At 38.5% G+C, this 20,983-nt stretch carries 19 protein-coding genes; 6 read left to right on the top strand and 13 right to left on the bottom strand.

Annotated features, from left to right (window positions below):
* Positions 1-467 (bottom strand): HvfA family oxazolone/thioamide-modified RiPP metallophore (locus tag BCG07_RS10090; protein ID WP_286890017.1); only part of this gene is annotated, 467 nt, incomplete at its 3' end.
* Between the two features lie 233 nt (positions 468-700).
* On the opposite strand from BCG07_RS10090, the gene BCG07_RS10085 reads away from it, so the two are divergent.
* Both BCG07_RS10085 and BCG07_RS10080 read left to right on the top strand, forming a co-directional pair.
* The gene (locus BCG07_RS10085) at positions 701-1,681 is read left to right on the top strand and encodes a tRNA-dihydrouridine synthase (protein ID WP_006792389.1); all 981 of its coding nucleotides are present in this window, start codon (positions 701-703) and stop codon (positions 1,679-1,681) included.
* A 61-nt stretch (positions 1,682-1,742) separates the two neighbouring features.
* Positions 1,743-2,084, top strand: a complete 342-nt coding sequence (locus BCG07_RS10080; protein WP_008131363.1) for a TraR/DksA C4-type zinc finger protein — start codon at positions 1,743-1,745, stop codon at positions 2,082-2,084.
* A 319-nt stretch (positions 2,085-2,403) separates the two neighbouring features.
* Here the strand turns inward: BCG07_RS10080 and BCG07_RS10075 are convergent, their stop codons facing one another.
* From BCG07_RS10075 to pyrC, 9 genes are all read right to left on the bottom strand, one after another.
* Complete coding sequence (locus tag BCG07_RS10075; protein ID WP_286890016.1) at positions 2,404-3,450, bottom strand: hypothetical protein; 1,047 nt, start codon at positions 3,448-3,450, stop codon at positions 2,404-2,406.
* 60 nt (positions 3,451-3,510) lie between these two features.
* Positions 3,511-4,770, bottom strand: a complete 1,260-nt coding sequence (locus tag BCG07_RS10070; RefSeq protein ID WP_008131366.1) for a tetratricopeptide repeat protein — start codon at positions 4,768-4,770, stop codon at positions 3,511-3,513.
* An 11-nt stretch (positions 4,771-4,781) separates the two neighbouring features.
* Positions 4,782-5,393 carry an energy transducer TonB gene (locus BCG07_RS10065; protein WP_010557583.1) on the bottom strand — a complete coding sequence of 204 codons (612 nt, stop codon included), beginning with the start codon at positions 5,391-5,393 and terminating at the stop codon, positions 4,782-4,784.
* Positions 5,393-5,797: an ExbD/TolR family protein gene (locus BCG07_RS10060; protein ID WP_006792384.1), complete on the bottom strand. Its 405-nt coding sequence runs from the start codon at positions 5,795-5,797 to the stop codon at positions 5,393-5,395. Before BCG07_RS10060 ends, BCG07_RS10065 begins: the two co-directional genes overlap by 1 nt.
* A 14-nt stretch (positions 5,798-5,811) precedes the next feature.
* Positions 5,812-6,336 (bottom strand): MotA/TolQ/ExbB proton channel family protein, encoded by a 525-nt coding sequence (locus BCG07_RS10055; RefSeq protein WP_004588135.1) that lies wholly within the window; start codon positions 6,334-6,336, stop codon positions 5,812-5,814.
* Positions 6,336-7,700, bottom strand: a complete 1,365-nt coding sequence (locus BCG07_RS10050) for a MotA/TolQ/ExbB proton channel family protein (RefSeq protein ID WP_008131371.1) — start codon at positions 7,698-7,700, stop codon at positions 6,336-6,338. The genes BCG07_RS10055 and BCG07_RS10050 overlap by 1 nt, the downstream gene beginning before the upstream one ends.
* Positions 7,701-7,706: 6 nt before the next feature.
* Positions 7,707-8,477 carry a DUF3450 domain-containing protein gene (locus tag BCG07_RS10045; RefSeq protein ID WP_010557582.1) on the bottom strand — a complete coding sequence of 257 codons (771 nt, stop codon included), beginning with the start codon at positions 8,475-8,477 and terminating at the stop codon, positions 7,707-7,709.
* Positions 8,478-9,518: 1,041 nt separating this feature from the next.
* A complete protein-coding gene (locus BCG07_RS10040) occupies positions 9,519-9,722 on the bottom strand; it encodes a cold-shock protein (RefSeq protein ID WP_006792379.1) in 204 nt (67 codons plus the stop codon).
* Positions 9,723-10,219: 497 nt separating this feature from the next.
* Positions 10,220-11,275, bottom strand: coding sequence for a dihydroorotase (gene pyrC, locus BCG07_RS10035; protein WP_039036737.1), 1,056 nt, complete (start codon positions 11,273-11,275; stop codon positions 10,220-10,222).
* Between the two features lie 200 nt (positions 11,276-11,475).
* Between pyrC and BCG07_RS10030 the strand changes: the two genes are divergently transcribed.
* The 3 genes from BCG07_RS10030 (at position 11,476) to BCG07_RS10020 (ending at position 16,100) form a co-directional block, all read left to right on the top strand.
* Complete coding sequence (locus BCG07_RS10030; protein ID WP_286890015.1) at positions 11,476-13,845, top strand: bifunctional diguanylate cyclase/phosphodiesterase; 2,370 nt, start codon at positions 11,476-11,478, stop codon at positions 13,843-13,845.
* Positions 13,846-14,394: 549 nt separating this feature from the next.
* A complete protein-coding gene (locus BCG07_RS10025; protein ID WP_006792376.1) occupies positions 14,395-15,282 on the top strand; it encodes a LysR family transcriptional regulator in 888 nt (295 codons plus the stop codon).
* Between the two features lie 41 nt (positions 15,283-15,323).
* Positions 15,324-16,100, top strand: a complete 777-nt coding sequence (locus BCG07_RS10020; protein ID WP_243533284.1) for a YdcF family protein — start codon at positions 15,324-15,326, stop codon at positions 16,098-16,100.
* A gap of 144 nt (positions 16,101-16,244) precedes the next feature.
* On the opposite strand, the gene BCG07_RS10015 is transcribed toward BCG07_RS10020, so the two are convergent.
* Together BCG07_RS10015 and BCG07_RS10010 are read right to left on the bottom strand one after the other, a co-directional pair.
* Positions 16,245-16,817, bottom strand: a complete 573-nt coding sequence (locus BCG07_RS10015; protein ID WP_243533282.1) for a DedA family protein — start codon at positions 16,815-16,817, stop codon at positions 16,245-16,247.
* A 372-nt stretch (positions 16,818-17,189) separates the two neighbouring features.
* Positions 17,190-17,942 (bottom strand): Nif3-like dinuclear metal center hexameric protein, encoded by a 753-nt coding sequence (locus BCG07_RS10010; RefSeq protein ID WP_008127700.1) that lies wholly within the window; start codon positions 17,940-17,942, stop codon positions 17,190-17,192.
* A 150-nt stretch (positions 17,943-18,092) separates the two neighbouring features.
* On the opposite strand from BCG07_RS10010, the gene BCG07_RS10005 reads away from it, so the two are divergent.
* On the top strand, positions 18,093-18,461 hold the full coding sequence (locus tag BCG07_RS10005; protein WP_008127699.1) for a hypothetical protein: 369 nt from the start codon (positions 18,093-18,095) through the stop codon (positions 18,459-18,461).
* Positions 18,462-18,580: 119 nt separating this feature from the next.
* Here the strand turns inward: BCG07_RS10005 and BCG07_RS10000 are convergent.
* Positions 18,581-20,983: amidohydrolase family protein (locus BCG07_RS10000; RefSeq protein WP_286890014.1), on the bottom strand; the 2,403-nt coding region annotated here is incomplete at its 5' end.

Genomic DNA, 20,983 nt, shown 5'->3' with positions numbered 1-20,983 from the left:
CCTTCGCCGCACTTGCCTTCTTTTTTACCTTTTGCGTCGCCGCCACATTTGCCTTCGCCGCACTTGCCTTCTTTTTTACCTTTTGCATCGCCGCCACATTTACCTTCGCCGCACTTGCCTTCTTTTTTACCTTTTGCGTCGCCGCCACATTTGCCTTCGCCGCACTTGCCTTCTTTTTTACCTTTTGCGTCGCCGCCACATTTACCTTCGCCGCACTTGCCTTCTTTTTTACCTTTTGCGTCGCCGCCACATTTACCTTCGCCACACTTGCCTTCTTTTTTACCTTTTGCGTCACCGCCACATTTGCCTTCACCGCACTTGCCTTCGGCAGCATCTAATTGATAACCTGAAACAAGCTGCTGAAATTCAAACGGGTTTGCTTGTACATCAGCAGATACTAAACTCGCAGAACCCACGACGACTGCACCTAACGTTAATGCGATTGTATTATTTTTTACTGTATTCATTATCTTTACTCTCTATACTCAATGTGTAAGTCATTGCAATGTAAATATCGTTTTAAATTGCGTGTATGTTTAAGTAGACCTGTGATGAAATAAAAACTTTCATTTTATTTTTATTTAATCGAAAAAATTTGCCCCCTGCGCTCTCACTTTAACTATGAGTAACAATTACAGATTTATCAATATGCAATTTACAGGTAAACTAGCGACCTTATTTTTAATAATATAATCGCTTTATGAAACTTGTTTTAGCACCTATGGAAGGTGTTGTAGATTTTAAAATGCGCCAATTACTAACTGACCTTGGCGGGTTTGATTTATGCGTGACCGAATTTGTAAGAGTTGTTCAAGCACGTTTACCTGAAAAAGTATTTTATCGATACTGCCCTGAACTAAATAATAATGGCTATACCCGAGCAGGCACGCCGGTGCGTATACAATTGCTTGGGCAAGAAGCTAATCCATTAGCTGAAAACGCAGTGAGAGCGATTGATTTGGGTTCCCATGGTGTTGACCTTAATTTTGGGTGTCCTGCGAAAACGGTTAACCGTAGCCGCGGTGGTGCCGTTTTGCTTAAAGATCCCGAGCATATGTATACCATAATTAAAGCGGTTAGAGATGCGGTAGATTCAAAACATGAAGTCAGCGCAAAGATACGTTTAGGATTTGATGACGACAGTAACAGCCAAGAAATTATTGATGCGGTTGTAAGTGCTGGCGCTAATAGCGTAGCAATTCATGCAAGAACAAAACGCGATGGATACAACCCACCAGCATATTGGGAAAAGATACCCCCTATAATAAAAGGTAAAAATATTGCCGTAGTTGCTAATGGTGAAATATGGCAAGTTGAAGACGCAATGCTGTGCCAAAAAAGAAGCGGTTGCAGTGACTTAATGCTTGGCAGAGGCGCCCTATCTCATCCTGATTTAGCAAAAAAAATAAAGGCGCATGTCAACAATGAGCACTACGAGGGTTTAGAATGGGAGCATGTTCTTTATCACTTAATACACTCAGCTATTCATCATGATCCAGCTAAAGATGAAAAATATTTTGCATCTAGAACTAAACAATGGCTAGGTTATTTAAAGCGTCAATATCCGCAAGCAATAACATTGTTTGATGAAATTCGTAGGTTAAAAACCAAAGAAGACGTATCTGCCGTTTTAAAAAAATATGCAAAAGCACCACAACTTGATTCAAATCATGACAGATAATTAAAAGCAATTAGATAATATCAGTATAACGAGCAGTTAATGTAAAAGGGTTATACTGATAATGAACCACCAAAAGCGCTTACATGATGAACTAACACAAGTTAAATCAAACATACTTGTTATGCTTTCTAAATCGCCACATCCGGCCCATCAAGGCTTGATCACAACATTAAAACATACAGCAAATAATGAGTGGTTAGATCTTGCTGCAAAAAGGCTTGGCCCTGAGTATGCTAACTTAATTAACCGTATGACGATGTTAGAGGCCGCAGTGAGTCAAATTGATATAGGTCAATACGGCTATTGTTGTGATTGTGAAGAAAAAATTGCAACCGCATTACTTCAAAAAGACCCTGCAACACAGCGCTGTACAAAATGCGCAATTAAGCGAACATCTAACTAATGTTTAAAGTTATAAGTTTCTATAGCTAATGCCTGTAAACATATTAGTTTTGAAATTGGTTTAACCGGGGTGCAAAGTTTATGAGGCAGTAGACAAGTAAAAACAGAGCAAAACCTCTGCGCCTTACTCATTACTCATTACTCATGCCCATTACCTATATTGACTAGAGGCAGCTAAACATAAACTGCCCCGGCCGGAACTTAAAAAAGTAACAGGGTATGTTTAGAATATACTTTACGTAATTGCGTATTAAAAAATAAGAATCTACACCTTAAAGTTTTGCCTTGCCATACATTTAGGAAGATAAACAATCTCTAGGTTAATAACAAATCTGACCACAAAAACTAAACGATTGTCCTGGATAAAGAATAATATCTTCAACTAAATATTGCGCGGTTTGTTCTGACACTTTAAGACGCTTTGACAAATTAACTTTAGCCTGACCAATTGACCATGCGTGGTAATGAATACCTATATCTGTTTCCATCATTGTAAGCATGAGCAACTTGTCATTATTAGACAATTTTGTATTGCTGGCCATAGCAGGCAAGTCTAAATAATGTGTTTGCCAGTCAAGTCCATTAATCAATGGCTCTTTAGATAAATACTGCACAGCAAACGATTTAGTGTGATTTTGTTTAAATTTGACATTAATAACTGCACTTTCAAGCGCTTTAATTTTTTCGTTAATAATAACAACCCACTCTAAAGGCGAGTTAACTGCGTTGCCATAATAATTGAGTTTACTCTGATACCACTCTGAACCATTAGAAAGCCCTCTTAAACCAACACTCCCTCTGGGCTTATAATTATCCAAATAGTTAGAAAAAGCCCTGATGTGGCTTTTAATTGCACCTTGTGTAGCCTTACTTTTAATAGCTTGCGCTACATATCCCTGTAGTAAAGAATACTCTAACTTATTTAGTTTTAGATTACTTTGCTTTGCAATGTCTAACTTAGCTTGTGTAAATTTAAGCCAACTAATAGTTTGCTCAACGGTGCTAGTTGAACGGTTAAATAAACTCATATTATGTAGAACGTCTACTTGGGCTGGCCAAGGAAAAAAACGCTCAGGAAATCGTTCTGCAATAACCAAATAATTAACTTGGGTAATTTGATTAGGTGTTAACTTCATCGTCATCAATTGCTGATAAATAGCATGACGTTTATCAAGATATTCGTTCGAGTAAACAATGTTTTCTTCTGTAATTTTTTTATTGTTTGATTCTTGACCTAATATCAACACAGTATTTAAAGACTTTAAAGCGCTGCGTGCCTCATCAAAAGAACTAAAACTATCACTCTTATCAGTACAACCAACAAGATTTAAACACAATAACAATGATAAAAAAAACGTTTTATACATAGTGATCCTAATAAAAAAGCCCCAGAGGGGCTTTTTAAAAATTGCTAATGTTAGCTAATATTAAATTTTAACACCGTTGCGAGCGGCTTTATCTTTAATGTAGGTAGACCAACCTTTTGCAAACTTACGTGTGCGTGGGTCGTCCATAGCTTTAACAATAGCAGCATAAGCTTGCTTGTACTTGCCTTGGTAGTAATACGCCTCAGCTAAATCTGAATAAATTGTACCTTTTTTGTCAGAGCCAAGCTCTAACGCCTTGTTCAAGCGAACAACGGCAGCACTGAATTTCTCAGATTGTAAAAGTAATGAACCTGCTTTGCGGTAAAGCTCAGCGTCGTCATCAAATTTAGCAGCTTCTTCATAATACTTAGCAGCTTTCTCTATATCTTTAGAGCGATGATAGTTACTTGCAACAGCGTTGACATTTTGCTTAGTACGTTTAACTTTTTCTTCTTTAATTGCCTTTTCAAGCGTTACTGCTGCTTTGTAAGGAATTTCATTTAAAGAGTAAAAGTTAGCAAGTACTTTGTATTCAACTTCGTTTTCAAAGTAACCGTTTTTGAAAGCCACTTCCATTGTTGCAAGACCTTTCTGATATTCTTCGGTTTGTAGGTAGTATTTACCTAAACCAACCCAAGCTTTTTTATCATCAGGCCAAACTTTAACAATTTCTTCACCCACTTTAACCATGTTTGCATAATCTTTAGTTTCAAAGTATGCGCCAAGTTTAAGCTGGTAAGGGCCTTTATTAGGCTCTTTTTGAAGAGCTATTGCTTTGTTAGCAGGCTCAAAAACATCACTGAATTGCTCTAACTGAAAGTTAGCTTGCGCAATACGAGTATAAACAGTTGGATCTTCCTCACCAGTGAAGTCCATCCAAGCTGTGTATGCTCTTTTCGCCTCTTTATACTTTTCAGTACCTGCGTACAAATCACCTAATTGTTTAAGTGACTGTTCGTGGTCTGCAAAGTTCAAAATATCAGGCGCTACTGCTAACTTAGTGTATTTGATTGCATCAACGTAGTTTTCTTTCTGCGCGTACATGCTACCTAAGTAACGATTTACAGTCGCTTTATCAAACTCGTCTGATGCATCAATTTCTTTAAGCAATGCTATGGCTTCGTCAAGCTGATCTTCGTTGTACAAGTCAAACGCTTTTATTACTTTTTTACCAGTACGCTCGCCCATGATCTTAGTTTTTGCTTTCTTACGCTCTTCAATTTTCGCGTAATCTGGCGCCGCTAATACAGATGAACTTAAAGTTGCACCTGACACAGACATAAGAATTGCAAGAGCAGTTACTTTAGATAAATTTCTCATTACTCGCCTCCTTAGCCTTGGTTAAGTTTAAAGTCTAGTTGAACTTGTAAACCAACTTGTTTTTGTGGCTTACCGTCAATAATTTTCGGACGGTATTTCCACTTACGAAGTGCACGTTTAGCTTCACGGTCAAAGATACGTTTAGGCTCAGCGTCGATTACATCAACGTCAATAACCCCACCTAACTCATCAATTGTGAACGAAAGTTGTACCCAACCTTCTTTACCATCACGCGCTGCTTGCGTTGGATATTTTGGTTCAATACGAACGATAGGTGTCGCATCACCATCTCGTCCAAATGCACCCGGACCACTTAGTCCACCAGCAGAACTCCCTACGTCGATGCTTGGCATATTAAATGACATTGCACCTGGGTTAGGATTAGTATCCGGCTGTGGCGGCTGCGGTTTAGGCGGCTGCTTTGGCGGTGGCGGAGGCGGAGGCGGTACACGCTTCCTCTCCTGCACCTTAGATTCAGGCGGATTCGTCATAATTTCGACTATGATCTGCTCTTTTTGTTCCGTATTACGGTCAGCCCCACCAGAGATGAGGTAAGCCATGAAGTAGAACAAGCCGAAAGTAACTGCCCCACCTGCAATCAGTGAAAACAGAAAACGAATCATTACTGATCTCCAGCTATTGAAATTCTTAGGTTATCGCCCGTTGCTTTAATCTGGTCCATAACTTTAACCACTGTGCCGTGTTTTGCTTCTTTATCAGCCTGCAAAATTACAACGTCAGTAGGTTGTTCTGCTAATAAGCTTTCAATTTTCGCTGAAACACGTTCAACGTCAACTTGCTGCTTATCAATCCAGATTGCGCCATCACTGCGTATAGCAATAAAAATGTTAGCATTTTTTTGCTTCGTAGCTTGGGCAGCTTTAGGTTTATTGACCTCGATACCAGCCTCTTTAACGAACGATGTAGTTACGATAAAGAAAATAAGCATGATAAATACGATGTCAAGCATTGGTGTCATATCTACCGCTGCTTCTTCTTCTTCACGAAAACGTTGTTTACGTGCCATATTTAATTCTCTCTCTAGTGATGAGGCATGCTATCTACAAGTTTGGCTTTCACCATTCTCGCTCTTGCCTCAAGGCGTGAGCTAAAGAAAACTCCAGATAGTGCCGCAACCATTCCAGCCATTGTTGGGATTGTTGCCATTGAAATACCTGATGCCATTAAACGTGCATTACCAGTACCTTGAGTTGCCATGGTTTCAAAAACCGCGATCATACCCGTTACAGTTCCAAGTAAGCCTATTAAAGGACAAACAGCTACTAATGTTTTAATCAACAACATACGCTGATCTAATTTTTCAGACGCTTCAGAAATCCATGCTTCACGGATTCTGTGTGCGTACCAAGACGTAGTGTCTTGGCGGGCATCCCACTTAGCAACAATATCCTTCGTTAAACGAGGAAACTCTGCAAGTAAGAACCAATAGCGCTCAATCATTAAAACCCACATCAGAAAGAGTGCTATCGCGACCACGTATAAAACCTGGCCGCCTGTGCCAACAAAATCCCTGATAGATTCCCATATCTCCATCAGGACTAGCATTAGGCTTTCTCCTTCTCCGCGTGAGTAGCGATGATACCAGCGCTTTGCTCATCAAGGATATGTAATACCGACTTACTACGACCTGCAACAATAGAGTGAAGTAGAATAAGTGGTAGTGCTGCAATTAGACCTAGCGCTGTAGTTACAAGTGCTAGAGAGATGTTACCAGCCATGATCTTCGGATCGCCCGTACCGAACAATGTGATTGTTTGGAACGTTAAAATCATACCGATTACTGTACCTAGTAGACCTAGTAATGGTGCGATAGCAGCAAGGATCTTGATGATGTTGATACCAGCTTCAACACGTGGAGTTTCACGTAAAATAGCTTCATCAAGTTTAAGTTCAAGGTTTTCAACATCTTGAGATTTGTTGTCATGGTACACTTTAAGAATACGACCCAGTGGGTTGTTTGTATTCGGTGTAGACAAGTTCTTAAGTTGTGATTTGATCTTAGAAGTAGTAAGCGCTAAGTCAATGAAACGAACTAAGAAGATTAATAGACCTACAGCAAGTAGTACAGTGATGATATAACCAACTTCAGCACCTTGCTCGTAGTATTCCATTAGCGTTTTCTTCTGCGTATTAATACGTAAGATTGCGCCGCGTGTAGGGTCAATGTAAACGCCCGCGTAGCTATCAGAAGATGTTGCTTCTAGGTTTGAAATGCCATCTAAAATGTAGCTATCAGGTTGTTTACCTAAAGGCTGGATAGACTTTGTTTCTGGCGAGTAGATTAAGTAACCTTCGTCAGCAACTAAGTTAAAGTTACCAATACGAGTGATTTTCTTAACCGCTGTGTTTCCGTCAAGGCCAGCAACTTCAGATTCAAAAGTAGATACTTTTGCTGATTCTGTCATTTCTGTTTGAAGTGAAATCCAAAGCTCTTCTAACTCACGAACTGTTGGAAGTTCTTTAGCTGCTGCTAATGAACGAAGTACTTCAGCACGACCTGGCTTTTCAGCACTTACTAAAGATGCTTCGATAGAACCGATAGCGTCTTGCGCTGCACGACGTACAACACCAAACATCTCACCTAGAGTACCTTGAGCATTTTGAAGAGCTTGCTCTTTTTCCGCTAAAGTGTTTTCGTTTTGTGCGTATTGCTTAGCTAAAGACTCACCACGTGCTTTTTCAGCAGCTAGCTGGCTTTTAGCTTTATTAAGTAAAGATTGCTTGTCAGCACGTTCTGATAAGAACTCTTGCTCACGTTGCTTATTGATCTTACCTTCTGAGATACGCTCTTGCTTAACTTGCTCAAGAATTTTGTCTAAAGCGTCAGTGTTTGCGTGTGCGTTAAGCGCGGTACCTGCAGAAACAGATAGTACTGCTGCAACAGCAAAACCTTTAAATAGTTTCTTCATTATTGATTACTCCGCGCCAAAGATTGGTAGTTTAACAAGTTCTAGTGTCGCTTGCTTACGTGCCATGCGGATCACTTCTTTAACAGGTTTTAGGTATTCTTCACCTAATTCTTTCCACTGTTTAGTGTTGTTATCCCACACCCAAGCATGTTTCAAGTCAAAAGACTGAGCAACATAAGTAATACGACCTAAACGACCGATATCTACGTTGATATTTTTGCCATCAATTTCAAGCGTACCTTGAGAAGCAGTTACTGCAGAGCTGTAAGCTGTTTCAACTGTGTATGCTTCAAGAACTTGACGGAATTTTTCAGACGTAGTAACAGAGGCAGATGCCATGATGTCACGAAGTCTTTCAACACGGCCTAGACGCGTTTCAAGATTAAATGGAACGTCCGCTTTGATGAATTGCTCAAGCGTATCGATCATGCGATACATCAAAGGCACAACGTTTTGTTTAGTGTTATCGATAGTCGCAATTTGACGATCGAACGACTCAATCGATGCATTTTGGTCAGCGACCAAACGTGCAACGTGATCGTTATACACTTTCATAAGTTCAGTCTCATCAACGATGCTACGGTACTCAGCGATTAGCTCTTGAGTTTGACCATATACATTGTCAATTTTAGTTTGAGACTTAACAGCAGCCTTTTGAATTTGTTGACCTGCTTTTTGCACGTCATTCAAAGGATCTGCAATCACATTGCTGCTTGCAAATGCAAAAGCGCCAACCAACGCTGTTGCTACAAGACTCTTTCTGATTTTAACAGACATAGTTCCCAACCAATTAAGTAATGTTACTTTTATAATTTAATTATCCTCCGAGGAGAACAACCCTGATATCTTTTAATAGATATCAACCTTTCAATAATGCTAAATGCAATAAGCGCTGTCAACTTGATGTTAGGTGTAATTAGCAAATAAATCACCTGCCGATGGACTACATTAAAGTAGCACCAATAAAATGTTAACATTATTGCAACCAACTGTATTATCAACAATCCTAGCAAACCCCAATAAGGTTGATGTTTAACTGGATAGACCTCTAAACAAACAACATAAATGCAACATTTAGTTCAAACTAGATGTATGTAAAAAAAAAATAAAAACATTTAAAAAAAAACTCTTTTAGGGGCTCTATTTGACGGTTTTTTATCATTTTTAAGCACTTTAACTCAAAAAAGGAACGGTTTAACGCACAAAAATCAAACGTTACACATATTGAAAGTTGTAAAGCTAATAGAAGGATTTCAATATTGAATTTGTGAAGGTTTTTTGACACTCAAAAACTATAAGCAACGTTCTAAACTGATAGACAAAATAAAGTCTCATTAATGGCTTCGGCTCAATCAAAATTAAACCAGGCTTTCTTTAGTTAATTATTTTCATGATGCTCAAACCGAGTCTTTGTCTAAGCTCACTGTAAATTACTTATTAGCTCACTATCCAAACTCAAAGTTTTGGCGACTACCCATATAATCCAGTTTGAAGCTGAGTTTTGTAAGTATTAATACTTTAAAACTTGCAAGTTAAACTAGAAGGATTATGAAAATATTAGAACTTTATAGGAAGCACAAAATTAATAATACATAGAATTCTGTTTAGCATATTTAATTGGGATTAGGTTTCTAGAAAAATTAAACCATATTATGGTCTTTTGGGGTTTAGATATAATAAATGAGCGCTATTAATGATTGGAGGTATTATGGTTTATAGGTATATGAGGAACTTACTGAGCATGTGAGAAATTTTAAGGAATAATGGTGAAACAGAGACCTGCTTCACCAAGACGAACATGAGTTCACATAATTAAAATTATGCTGCTTCAACGTTCTCAGCTTCAGGGCCTTTTTGACCTTGTTTGATGCTGAATGTCACTGCTTGACCTTCGCTAAGAGTGCGAAAACCAGAACCAGAGATTGCGCTGAAGTGTACAAACACGTCAGGACCGTTTTCTTGTTCAATGAAACCAAAGCCTTTAGCTTCGTTGAAAAACTTTACTTTACCAGAAACCGACATACTAAATTTTCCTGTAAGTCAATAATTAAAAATTCTGCCACGTTATTGTGGCAATAGCCTCCTTGAGTCAATGCTCATAAAATAGAGGTATAGTACAGGAACAAGTAATAACCTAACTGGTAACCTTAAACGCAGCACAATATCCGTAAATTCAATTCATAAAAACTCAAAGCAAAGTAAGATTAACACATTCTATTTTTTTTCGCTCTATTAATTGAAAATAATTTCTAAAAAAACTTACTCCGTGACTAAAAATAGATAAGACATTGATTAAAATAAATAAAAATTAAATATTATTGTAATATTTATTATAAAATCCTAATAAAAATACAGCGATTGTTAACTCTTAGCAGGCTGATTTCTGTTCATACTAAAACAAACAAGAAATAATGATTAAGTAGCAAGCCAATTTACAGCTTTTTTAACAAGCCGTGAGCCTAAATATTTACATAAAAAAAGCCGCTTAAGTAAGCGGCTTTGATTTCAAATACTTAATTTTACTTTAAAACAGCCCAATCAATTACGGATTCTGCTTTTATTGGTACGACTTCAGAATCACCAAGCGTATAACTTGCAGGCACAGTCCAAGGCGACTTTTGCAGTGTAATTGTATCGCTATTACGCGCCAAACCATAAAAGTCTGGCCCAAAGTGGCTTGCAAAGCCCTCTAGCTTATCTAATGCACCAGCTTCTTCAAATGCTTCTGCGTAAAGCTCAATAGCAGCATGAGCCGTGTAAGCCCCTGCGCAACCGCACGCAGCTTCTTTCTTATCTTTATAATGAGGCGCTGAGTCAGTACCTAAAAAGAACTTTTTACTGCCACTCGTAGCTGCAGCCATAAGTGCTTGCTGGTGAATATTACGCTTAAGTATAGGCAGACAGTAATAATGAGGACGAATCCCCCCTGCTAACATGTGGTTTCGATTATACAGTAAATGGTGAGCAGTAATCGTTGCCGCAACATTACTTGGCGCATTATTGACAAAATCAACCGCATCTTTTGTTGTTATATGCTCAAGTACTATTTTAAGCTCTGGAAAGTCATTAACGACATCACCTAGAATCGTATCTAAAAACACTTTTTCTCTGTCAAAAATATCAATTGAAGAATCCGTCACTTCACCATGTACAAGCAAAAGCATACCAACATCTTGCATAGCGCTAAGCACTGAATATATATTTTTGACGGACGTTACACCAGAATCAGAGTTGGTTGTCGCGCCGGCAGGGTAAAGTTTAGCAGCAAATACTTTGCCAGATGCCTTAGCCTTAATTATTTCTTCAGGTGTTGTCTTATCAGTGAGGTATAACACCATCAAAGGCTCAAAGTTACCTTGTGGCTTAGCAGCCATTATACGTTCTCTGTAAGCTAAAGCGGTGTCCGTGCAGGTCGCTGGAGGAACCAAATTTGGCATTATAATAGCACGCCCCATATAGCGGCTAATATCGCGCACAGTGTCTTTAAGCTGATCACCATCGCGTAAATGCACATGCCAATCGTCAGGTCGGGTAATTGTTAACGTTTTTACAGAGTTTGTATTATTACTGGTCATCACTTCATTCCACAGCTGAATTTATGTGATCATAGGCATATGATGTTTTCGAGTAAAGATTTTATTAAAATAATCGGTTACTAATTTGCCCTATTTTATTTACAGCTTTGTTAAAACGTTTATCGTTTTATTTTGTAGAACAGTTGATATTAGGTTAACTTAATGTGGTGTTTATAAAAAAAGAATAATAAATTTTGCCTATGTCGAACAGTATCGATACCTCTAAAGCGCTTGAAGTAAAAACAGATCAGCTAAGTATCATAAATCAGTTTTCATCAAGCCTATTACAGCTAGACACCTTAGATGAGCTATTTGAATATGTAACGACTCAAGTTGTAAATCGGCTTGGATTTGTTGACTGTGTTATTTATCTTGCTGATGAATCAGCCTCTAAACTGAACCTTGTTGCTTCTATGGGAATCGATCGCCAAAGATATAAATATAAAGCCCAAAGAAAAGTAATTAATTTTGATGAAGGTATATCAGGTTTTGTTGCAACAACAAAAAAGGCAATAATTTTAGGCGATGTCACAAAAGATAGCCGCTATATTGCAGACGAACGCCCTGCTCAATCAGAGCTTTGCGTGCCTCTTGTATACAAAGACCGCATTCTAGGTGTTATTGATTGTGAACACCCAGCTATGAACTACTTTACTAATGCACACCTTGAAATATTAACAACAGTGGCACACCTTTTAAGCGCTAAAATAAACCAAGTTAACATGGTAAATAGCCTGCAATCGACTGTAGAGCAGTTAAATGACGCGCAAAAGCTTGAAAATAGTCTTCTTCAAATAGCCAACTTAACCTATAAAGCCAGTGACTTAGATACATTTTTCGAATCTTTACACACTATTATTAATAGCTTATTAAGGGCTGATAACTTCTTTATTGGCCTTTACGATAAACAAATCGACATTCTAGATATTGTTTACATTGTTGAAGCTGGAATTCAAACAAACACACATCAAAAAATCTCTAAAGAACAGCTTAAAGACACCGCGTCTTACTTTTTATTGCAAACTGATCAAGCGATGTTATTAACAAAACAAGACTACATTGATCATATAGAGCAAGGTCATTTTAAATTAATTGGTCGTCAAGCCGAATCTTGGCTAGGTGTACCATTTAAAGCCAATGAACGTATGAGTGGTGTCATTGTTGTGCAAAGTTATCATGAGGCACATCATTATAATGAGCACGATAGTGCTTTGCTTACCTATGTAAGCAGGCAAATAAGTATGGCAATAGATAGGCAGTTAGCTAGGCAGGAGCTTGAACACAAAGCTTTACATGATGGATTAACTGGGCTTGCTAATCGTTCATTACTTATTGAACGAATAAAGCATGCAATTTTGCGCTTAACGCGTGTAAAAAAAGGCACTGTTCATGCCCTACTTTATTTAGATTTTGACCGCTTTAAAAGTATCAATGATGCGCTCGGCCACGAAGTTGGCGATCACTTTTTAATTAAAATTTGTGAGTTGATCAAAGGTACAGTTCGTAACACCGACACTTTTTCACGCTTGGGTGGCGACGAGTTTGCTATTTTAATGGAAAACATTACTCATCGTAATCAAGTTAAAGAGGCACTAGGGCGCATAAAAGAAGCACTTTCTAAACCAATAAATGTTGATGGCCATTTATTGCAAGCCTCTACCAGCATAGGTATTGCCTATACTGATAATGTTGACGATAAAGCATACCTGTTACTACAACAAGCAGACGCCGCTATGTACGAGGCTAAGTCAACAGGCCGCGGACAAGTTAAGTTTTTTAACAACACAATGAGAAAAAAGCTTAAAACACACGCCGACATAGAAAACGACCTACAGCACGGTATTGAACACAACGAATTTGAACTCTACTTTCAGCCAATTTTTACAATCTTAGATAACCACGTTATTGGCTTTGAAGCACTTGTTCGTTGGCACCACCCTAAAAAAGGGTTTGTTTCACCTAATGACTTTATTCCTATCGCTGAAAAAACAGGCCAAATAATCAACCTGGATTTACATCTACTCGACTTAGCTGCACAGCATATTTCAAAGTGGCACCAACAAGGTCATCGTTTCTTAAAAGTGACAGTAAATGTATCATCGCGTCATTTTGCAAGCCTAGATTTTGTAGCTCAGGTCCACGCTATCTATAACAAATACCAATTGCCTTTGGGGTCTTTGTGTTTAGAAATAACCGAATCTGGATTGATAGAAAACTTAGAGCTCGCCACACAAATTATCGAAGGGCTCTCACCTCTAAAAGTAAAACTATGTCTTGATGATTTTGGAACAGGTTACTCTGCACTAGGCTACTTACACCAGCTCCCCATTCATATTCTGAAGATCGATAAAAGCTTCATCGATCATGTACAAGATTCAACAAATCCCTTGGTTGAGGCTATTTTGTCACTTGCTAAGTCGTTAAAACTTGAAGTTGTTGCTGAAGGAATTGAAACCACCGGACAGCTAGAGACTTTGCAAACTACGCATTGTGAATACGGACAAGGTTATTTAATGTCAAAACCAGTTCCAGCAAAAGAAGCTATATTACTAATTAATCAACCACTTTAGCCCCACATCTGTAAAGTTAAGGCTTGGGGCACTTAGAGCGCGGCGCGAGGTATATTACCCAGTGGGATAAATAAATACCCAGCAATAAAGAGCAATTAGCCCCAAAAATAACCCAAAGGGCAGCATGCGTTTGGGTTTGTTCTTCGTTATTGGTTATTTATTAGGAATGACCACAATACATAAATTATGTTTGCCTGCATGACAAACTGAAAGCTGTAAAGTCAATCACCAAAGATCAACCTTCATATACTCCAAAGTATTTTTATTTTCTCCAAAGCTCACTACTTTTCTATCTATTAGCGTTAGTTAACTAAGCGAGTTAAAAATTTTTTATACCAGCCCCCTTTACTTTTAAACATGAAGTAAATTAATACAAGTAGTAAAAAATCGGCTTTAATCTAGTTACTTACGCTAAACTATAAAAATATTAATCAGTAAAACTATATTTATTAGCTTGTTTTAGACGTCTAGACGTTGAAACGTTTTTTATATAAGCGTAGTATTGAAAAATAATGAGCACTACTCAAATTTCCATGAGAATTATTAAAGATGATTGGTATAAAACACTTAAAAACTATTGCAACCCTTAAAGAAACCGGTTCATTAGTGAATACTGCCCGCGAATTATTCTTAACTCAGTCGGCTTTATCACATCAAATTAAAGACTTGGAAAACAAGTTAGACTGCCAGCTGTTTGAACGCAAAACGCAGCCTGTGCGTTTTACCCCGCAAGGCATGTTATTACTTGAGTTAGCCCACGAAATACTGCCGAAAATTGAAGCAACTAAATGTCGTTTAAAAGAGAGCCTTAATCAGCCAATTTCACAATTACGCTTAAGTGTTGAATGCCATGCTTGTTTTCACTGGCTACTTCCAACAATTAAAGATTTTAATAACTTTTGGCCAGATATAAAAATTGATTATGAACGTGGTTTTAGTTATGACGCAATTCCAGACTTACTTAACGATGAATTAGACTTAGTACTCACATCAGACATTCGTGAACCCGATAAGCTAGAGTATGCCCATTTATTCGACTTTAAGTTAAAGTTAATTGTTGCACCTGATCACGATCTTGCCAAAAAAGCATACGTTACAGCGTTAGACTTAAAGAATGAAACCATTATTTCTTACCCTATTCCGCGCGAACGCCAAGATATATTTAAACATTTCATTCAAAATGCACGTTTTGACGGGACGTTAAAAAACGTAGATCAAGGACTACTAATTTTTCAGCTAGTCAGTGCTGGAATGGGTGTAGCTGCATTACCTGATTGGTTGGTTACACCATATGAAAGCCAAGGACTCATCAAATCGATTCCACTAGGTGCGCTAGGTTTAACTCGACCAATGTACTTAGCGATGAAAAAAGATATGAAAGATAACCCTGTATATCGCCACTTTTTAAATACGTGTAAGTTAAATAACGGTCGATAAACTACTCATTAATGAGTAACATAACTTAAATTATAGCTTTTATGTTGCTCATTATGTTCGCTTTGAAAAAGTTACTTGGCGGCTTGCTTATGCCGCTCCCTTTAATTGGTCTTTTTACACTTATAGCTTTGTTTTTGGCATTCAAGGGGCGCAAATTTTCTTTAGTAATTGCATTTTTTGGACTTTCAACATTGTTGGCAATCAGTACACCATTTGTTGCTAACCAAATTTTAAAAAACAACGAGCCAACAAGCCTTTCTTTTCACCCTTCAAAACACCCAGAATTAGACAAAATAGTTGTGCTTGGGTGCGATATAAATCCTAACTCTGTCTTAAGTGCTAATAACCAATTAGGTAATTGCGCGCTAACCCGACTAGTTGAAGGAGTCAAACTCGCTAAGTACTACCCAAAATCACAGCTTATTTTTTCTGGCGGCGGTTATGAGAATATTACTAACAGCAGCTTGATGTATCAAACTGCCATTGAGTTAGGCATTAATAAAAATAGGCTTTTGCAAAACCCAAAGGCAATGGATACAGCGCAAGAAGCTGCGCTACTAGCGCCTAAGCTAGTTGATTTTAAGGTAGCGTTAGTAACTTCGGTACTGCATATGCCCAGAGCCCAGGACTTGTTTTCGGCCCAAGGTGTAACAAGCATTCCTGCAGCAACTGACTTTCACAATTTTGCAGCGCTTCCTTTTCATAAACAGCTCGTTCCAAATGCGCAAGCACTACTAGCCGTAACGCAATACAGCCATGAAGTTATAGGAACAACGTGGATAAAAGTCCGTCGATGGCTAGACCCTGAGGCACTTTAAACAACTTGCAAAAAGCCACCTGCTAACTCGTAAATTTGATTTGTTTACAATGAATGTTTGTCGAGCAAGAAAATAAAATATCAATACTTTAAGATATGTGGGTAAAGCTCTTCACTAGATTTTTTGTTAAACAATAACGTCACTTTACTGTCGTTGTTTTGTAGGTGGGTGTTTTGTCCAAAGCCGATAGAGTATAACTAAAAATATCCCTAACAATAATATACTCAGTGCGGTTAAGCTCTCTACACCTATAGACTCAAATGTAGCTCCAAAAGTATAGCCTCCGCCAACTAAAATAATGACCCATAAAGCAGCTGAACAGGCATTTAAGATGCTAAATAGGGGCCAAGATATATCGGTTAGCCCTACAGGGAGCGCTCCAATTGTGCGCATACCTTTGGGGTATCGATATAAAAAAATGTAAGCCATGCCGTAACGGTTAGCAAGCGCACTCGCTGTTTGAAATAGTTGACCAATTTTATTAGGTTTTTCAAGCCATGAAGTGCCATAAGCTCTTGCAAGAGCAAACCGTATCTCATCGCCAATATACCCTCCCATAAAAGTAGCTAAAATAACTACTTTAATATCAAGCGCGCCGATTTGAGCAGCATAACCTGCAAATAAAGGTAACCAGCCGCTTTTCAATGCACAATAGCCAAATAGCAATAGGTAAACAAATAAGCCGTACTGCTCAAGTAGAGCTAAAACACCTTCCATTGCGGTCCTTATAAGGTCATTTTTAATAAAACTAGAAATACATAACGAATTAAGTAAATTAAAAGATCTTTATGAGAGACCAAACCACTTACCTTACTTTTACAACCGGTTTATTTTATTCGCTTTCATTTAAGCAGTGTATATAAAGAAAGCGTGTCTCCTTCCCACGCTCTGAACACTCTCAATTTATACTCAACTCACTAGACAACAAATTTAAACACGCCCTCACTTCAATATAAGTAAATAAAGTCTATTAGAGCAGAGCTTGTACACTATCCGTTGTCGCCCCTATTTAACTGGCGTTAAATTCAAGGCTTTAAATTTTAAAATATAACGAGTACTAAAATTAATAATCTTAAATATCACAGTAGCTTAAACAGGATTATCAATATCAATAAAGCTAACCTCAAAACCGTACTCCAGGGCAAGTAGCTCGCCCAGAGCTTTTATACCGTAGCGTTCGGTTGCATGATGCCCTGCTGCAAAAAAATCAATATTTTGTTCTCGTGAACTATGAATAGTTTGCTCAGACGCTTCACCTGTTAAATAAGCGTCAATACCTTGCTCCGCAGCTAAATCAATATAACCTTGACCTCCACCAGTACACAGCGCAATAGTTTGTATTTTACTTGAACGAACTAAGCTTGTGAGAGGGGCTCGATTAAGCATCTTAGCTATTTTTGATGCAAATTCATCTCCACTTAGCGCTGTTTTAAGGCGCCCTTTCACTGCTACACTGTTAGCAACAGGCTCAAGGCCTTCTTGAATTTCAATATCTAATAATTTTGCAAGCTGCGCGTTATTACCAATCTCTGGGTGAATATCTAAAGGGAGGTGATAAGCAAATAAATTAATATCGTTAGCCAATAAGGCGCCTATTCTCCGCTTTTTCATCCCGGTAATAGGTTGAGACTCGCCTTTCCAAAAATAACCATGATGGACCAAGATAGCGTCTGCTTGCTCATCAATTGCAGCGTCAATTAAAGCTTGGCTCGCTGTTACTCCGGTAACAATTTTTTTTATTTCATTTTTACCCTCAACTTGTAATCCATTTGGGCAAAAATCCTTAATATTGTGAGGCTTTAAAATATCATTTAATAATTGGTTAAATTCTTGACGTTGCATACGCGTAACCTTACTTTGCACTGAATTTTGTGCAAATTTTGGCGTTTATTGCTTTAAAATGGAAGGAAAATCGCAAAAAATTGAAAAACTGATTCAAAATAGGTATAAATAGCTTCTCTTTATCTGTGTTCACAACGTATAGGGTCTCTGATGAGCAAACTAGACAAAACAGAAGTACTATCTGCCTTTGAAGCAGCGTATGAAGCTGCTAATGGTAAAAAACCTGAAATTACAACTAAACCAGGCTGGTACAGCATCGATGGCGGAAAAAACTTACGCCTAGCTGACGTAGCTGAGCTAACTAAAGAATTAAGCAGTGGTAAAGCAACACCGGCACCTGCTGAAAAAGCGCCAGCTAAAAAAACTAAAACCAAAAAAGCTGCGCCTGTTACCGCTCAGAAAAAAGCGCCATTCACTGTGGTTACACAAAGTGAAGATGGTTACACCGCAGAAGAATTGTGGATTGTAATCCTAGCGCGTAAAGATCATGACTGTCGCCTACCGCGCGGTGTTGTTTAATCAACATTAATGATTTTAAAAGAAACCGCGTTAAGCGGTTTTTTTATGCCTGCTGTTTATAATTTGTAAAATAAAAAAGCGGCATAAAAGCCGCTTTTTAAAGACGTTAATTAAAATTCTTACTTTTCAAAATAAAGCGGCTGGCGTGCTTTTTTGCCAACCTCATTCATCGTTTCTGCATTAAATAAACGACCATTAATCATTGTATAATCAACCTTATCAGAGCTGCGAATATCAATTAACGGATCACCATCAATCACCATTAAATCAGCCAGTTTACCCACTTCAAGCGAGCCTACGTTTTTATCAAGCCCTAAGTACTTAGCTGGATCGAGTGTTGATGCGCGTATGGCTTCTAGTGGCGTCATGCCACCTTGGGCAAACATCCACATTTCCCAATGTGCACCTAACCCCTCACGTTGACCATGCGCTCCTAAGTTAACTAAAACACCTAAGTCTTGTAGCTCAGCCGACACACGTGCGTTGTTAAAATGATTATAGTGATGATCGGGTGCTTTAACACGACGCATAGAACGCGGCAGCAACTGATTTTGAGGCACAAACTTACTTAAACGAGGGTGATTCCACACGTCAGTTTTATCATACCAATAGTTTTCACCCCATATACCACCATAGGCAACAACAAGCGTTGGTGTGTAACCCACATCACTTTGTGACCATAATTGTTTTATATCATCGTATATGTTTTCTACAGGAATGGAATGCTCAATACCTGTATGCCCATCAACCACCATGCTCAAATTATGTTGCAGTAGCGAACCGCCTTCTGGCACAACCATCATTTCAAGTTCGCGACCTGCTTCAACGACTTGTTGGCGCTGCTCACGACGGGGTTGATTGTATGATTTAACGCTAAAAGCACCGACTTTCTTTAAGCGTTCTAAGTGAAATTTAGCATCTTCTAACGAATCAATATGCGAGGTATAACCCGGCATATTAGCCCCATACAAAATAGTTCCTGTAGAGAAAATACGCGGACCAACAATCATGCCTGCTTTTTGCATTTCGCTTGCAGTGAATATTTCGGTGGTGTCGTTAGAGGGATCATGAATGGTCGTAACACCTAAAGCTAAACCTGCAAAGTTTTTCCAATTTTGCTGAGGAATTATTTCATTGCTCCCTTGAGAACCATGAGCATGGGCGTCAACAATACCCGGCATGATAGTTTTACCAGTAACGTCAATAACTTCTGCATCTTTTGGTATGCTTAACTCAGAAGCTGGGCCCACAGCTTTTATATGCTTGCCATCAGTAATTATTACTCCGTTTTCAATGACTTTATCACCATTCATCGTAATAATTTTACCGCCAGTTAAAGCAATCATGCCTTTTGGCTCATTCACCTTCTTACTGAATCCGATGTTTTCGCCATTTTTAACTTTAAAATCAGCGTCGCTTTTACTGTTAATCGCGAATACACCGTTTAAACTTGCATGGTAAAGCTCAGGCCCTAGTGTCCAATAAAGTTTGCTGCTATCGGCACTCCAGCTAATACTTTCACCAGCACGCACAGATAGCTGCTCTATAGGGAATTTACTGTCTTTAGGTCCAATATTTATGGCCTTCCCACTTTCAACTAATGGCGTTACATACACTTTAAATCGCTCAGCAAAAGCAAGATACTCCCCATCTGGAGATACTCTAAATTCAGTAGCATGCTCAGATTCATAAAGTTTAGATACTTTTTTGCTTTCTAGCTCTACAACACTCAGCGATGGTTTTGGCCATGGGCTCATTACAAATACACGGTCGTTGTCAGCCCCAAACTGTGGTTGATATCCACTTTTAGAAATCAGCTCACTTTTACCGCCTTTTGCGCTAACGCTATAAATACCTGGGTTCAATGACCATTTAGGATTTAAAATACTGCCACCGCTGGCTTTACGATAAACAACCGTTTTACCATTCGGGCTAAACGTTGGTTCTACATACTTGCCTGGTTCTTGTGTAATTGTGTCGCCTCGACCACTGCGAGAAGATACAACGCGCACTTGGCCTTGCTTGTTATCGTTCCACGTGGTGTAAACTATTTTTTTACCATCGCGAGAATACTGCGGAAATAATTCAAAATGATCTGTTTGTTTTGTTAAACGCTTAATTTTTCCAGATTCTAAATCGCGTTTATAAATATAACCTAACGCTTCAAAAATAGCGGTTTCACCGTCGGGGCTTACTTGCACATTACGTAGCATTTTTACGTCAAATTCATCAGTGTCTAAATTTTGAGTAAAACGAAGCGCTGGTTGAATCTTTTTAGTGGTTTCTACTTTAAATGCAATCGGGGTAACTGATTTGTCAGTCACGTCAACAGATTGAATTTTACCACCCGCCCAAAATACCAATTCTTTATTATCGGGTGTCCAGGCAATTGTAGGATATACGCCGTGAATAGCCCACGTTTCTTGCATGTCACGCTCTAACTTATCGTATACCTGAGTGTGCTCACCCGTGCTTAAATCATAAAGATACAAACTAGTTTGAAAGTCGTCTCGCTTAATGTA

It is taken from the genome of Pseudoalteromonas sp. ESRF-bin5 (genome assembly GCF_002632075.1).
GTDB classification, from domain to species: Bacteria; Pseudomonadota; Gammaproteobacteria; order Enterobacterales; family Alteromonadaceae; genus Pseudoalteromonas; species Pseudoalteromonas marina.
Note: the sequence above shows the minus strand (reverse complement) of the source record. Positions and strands in the feature narration are given on the sequence as shown.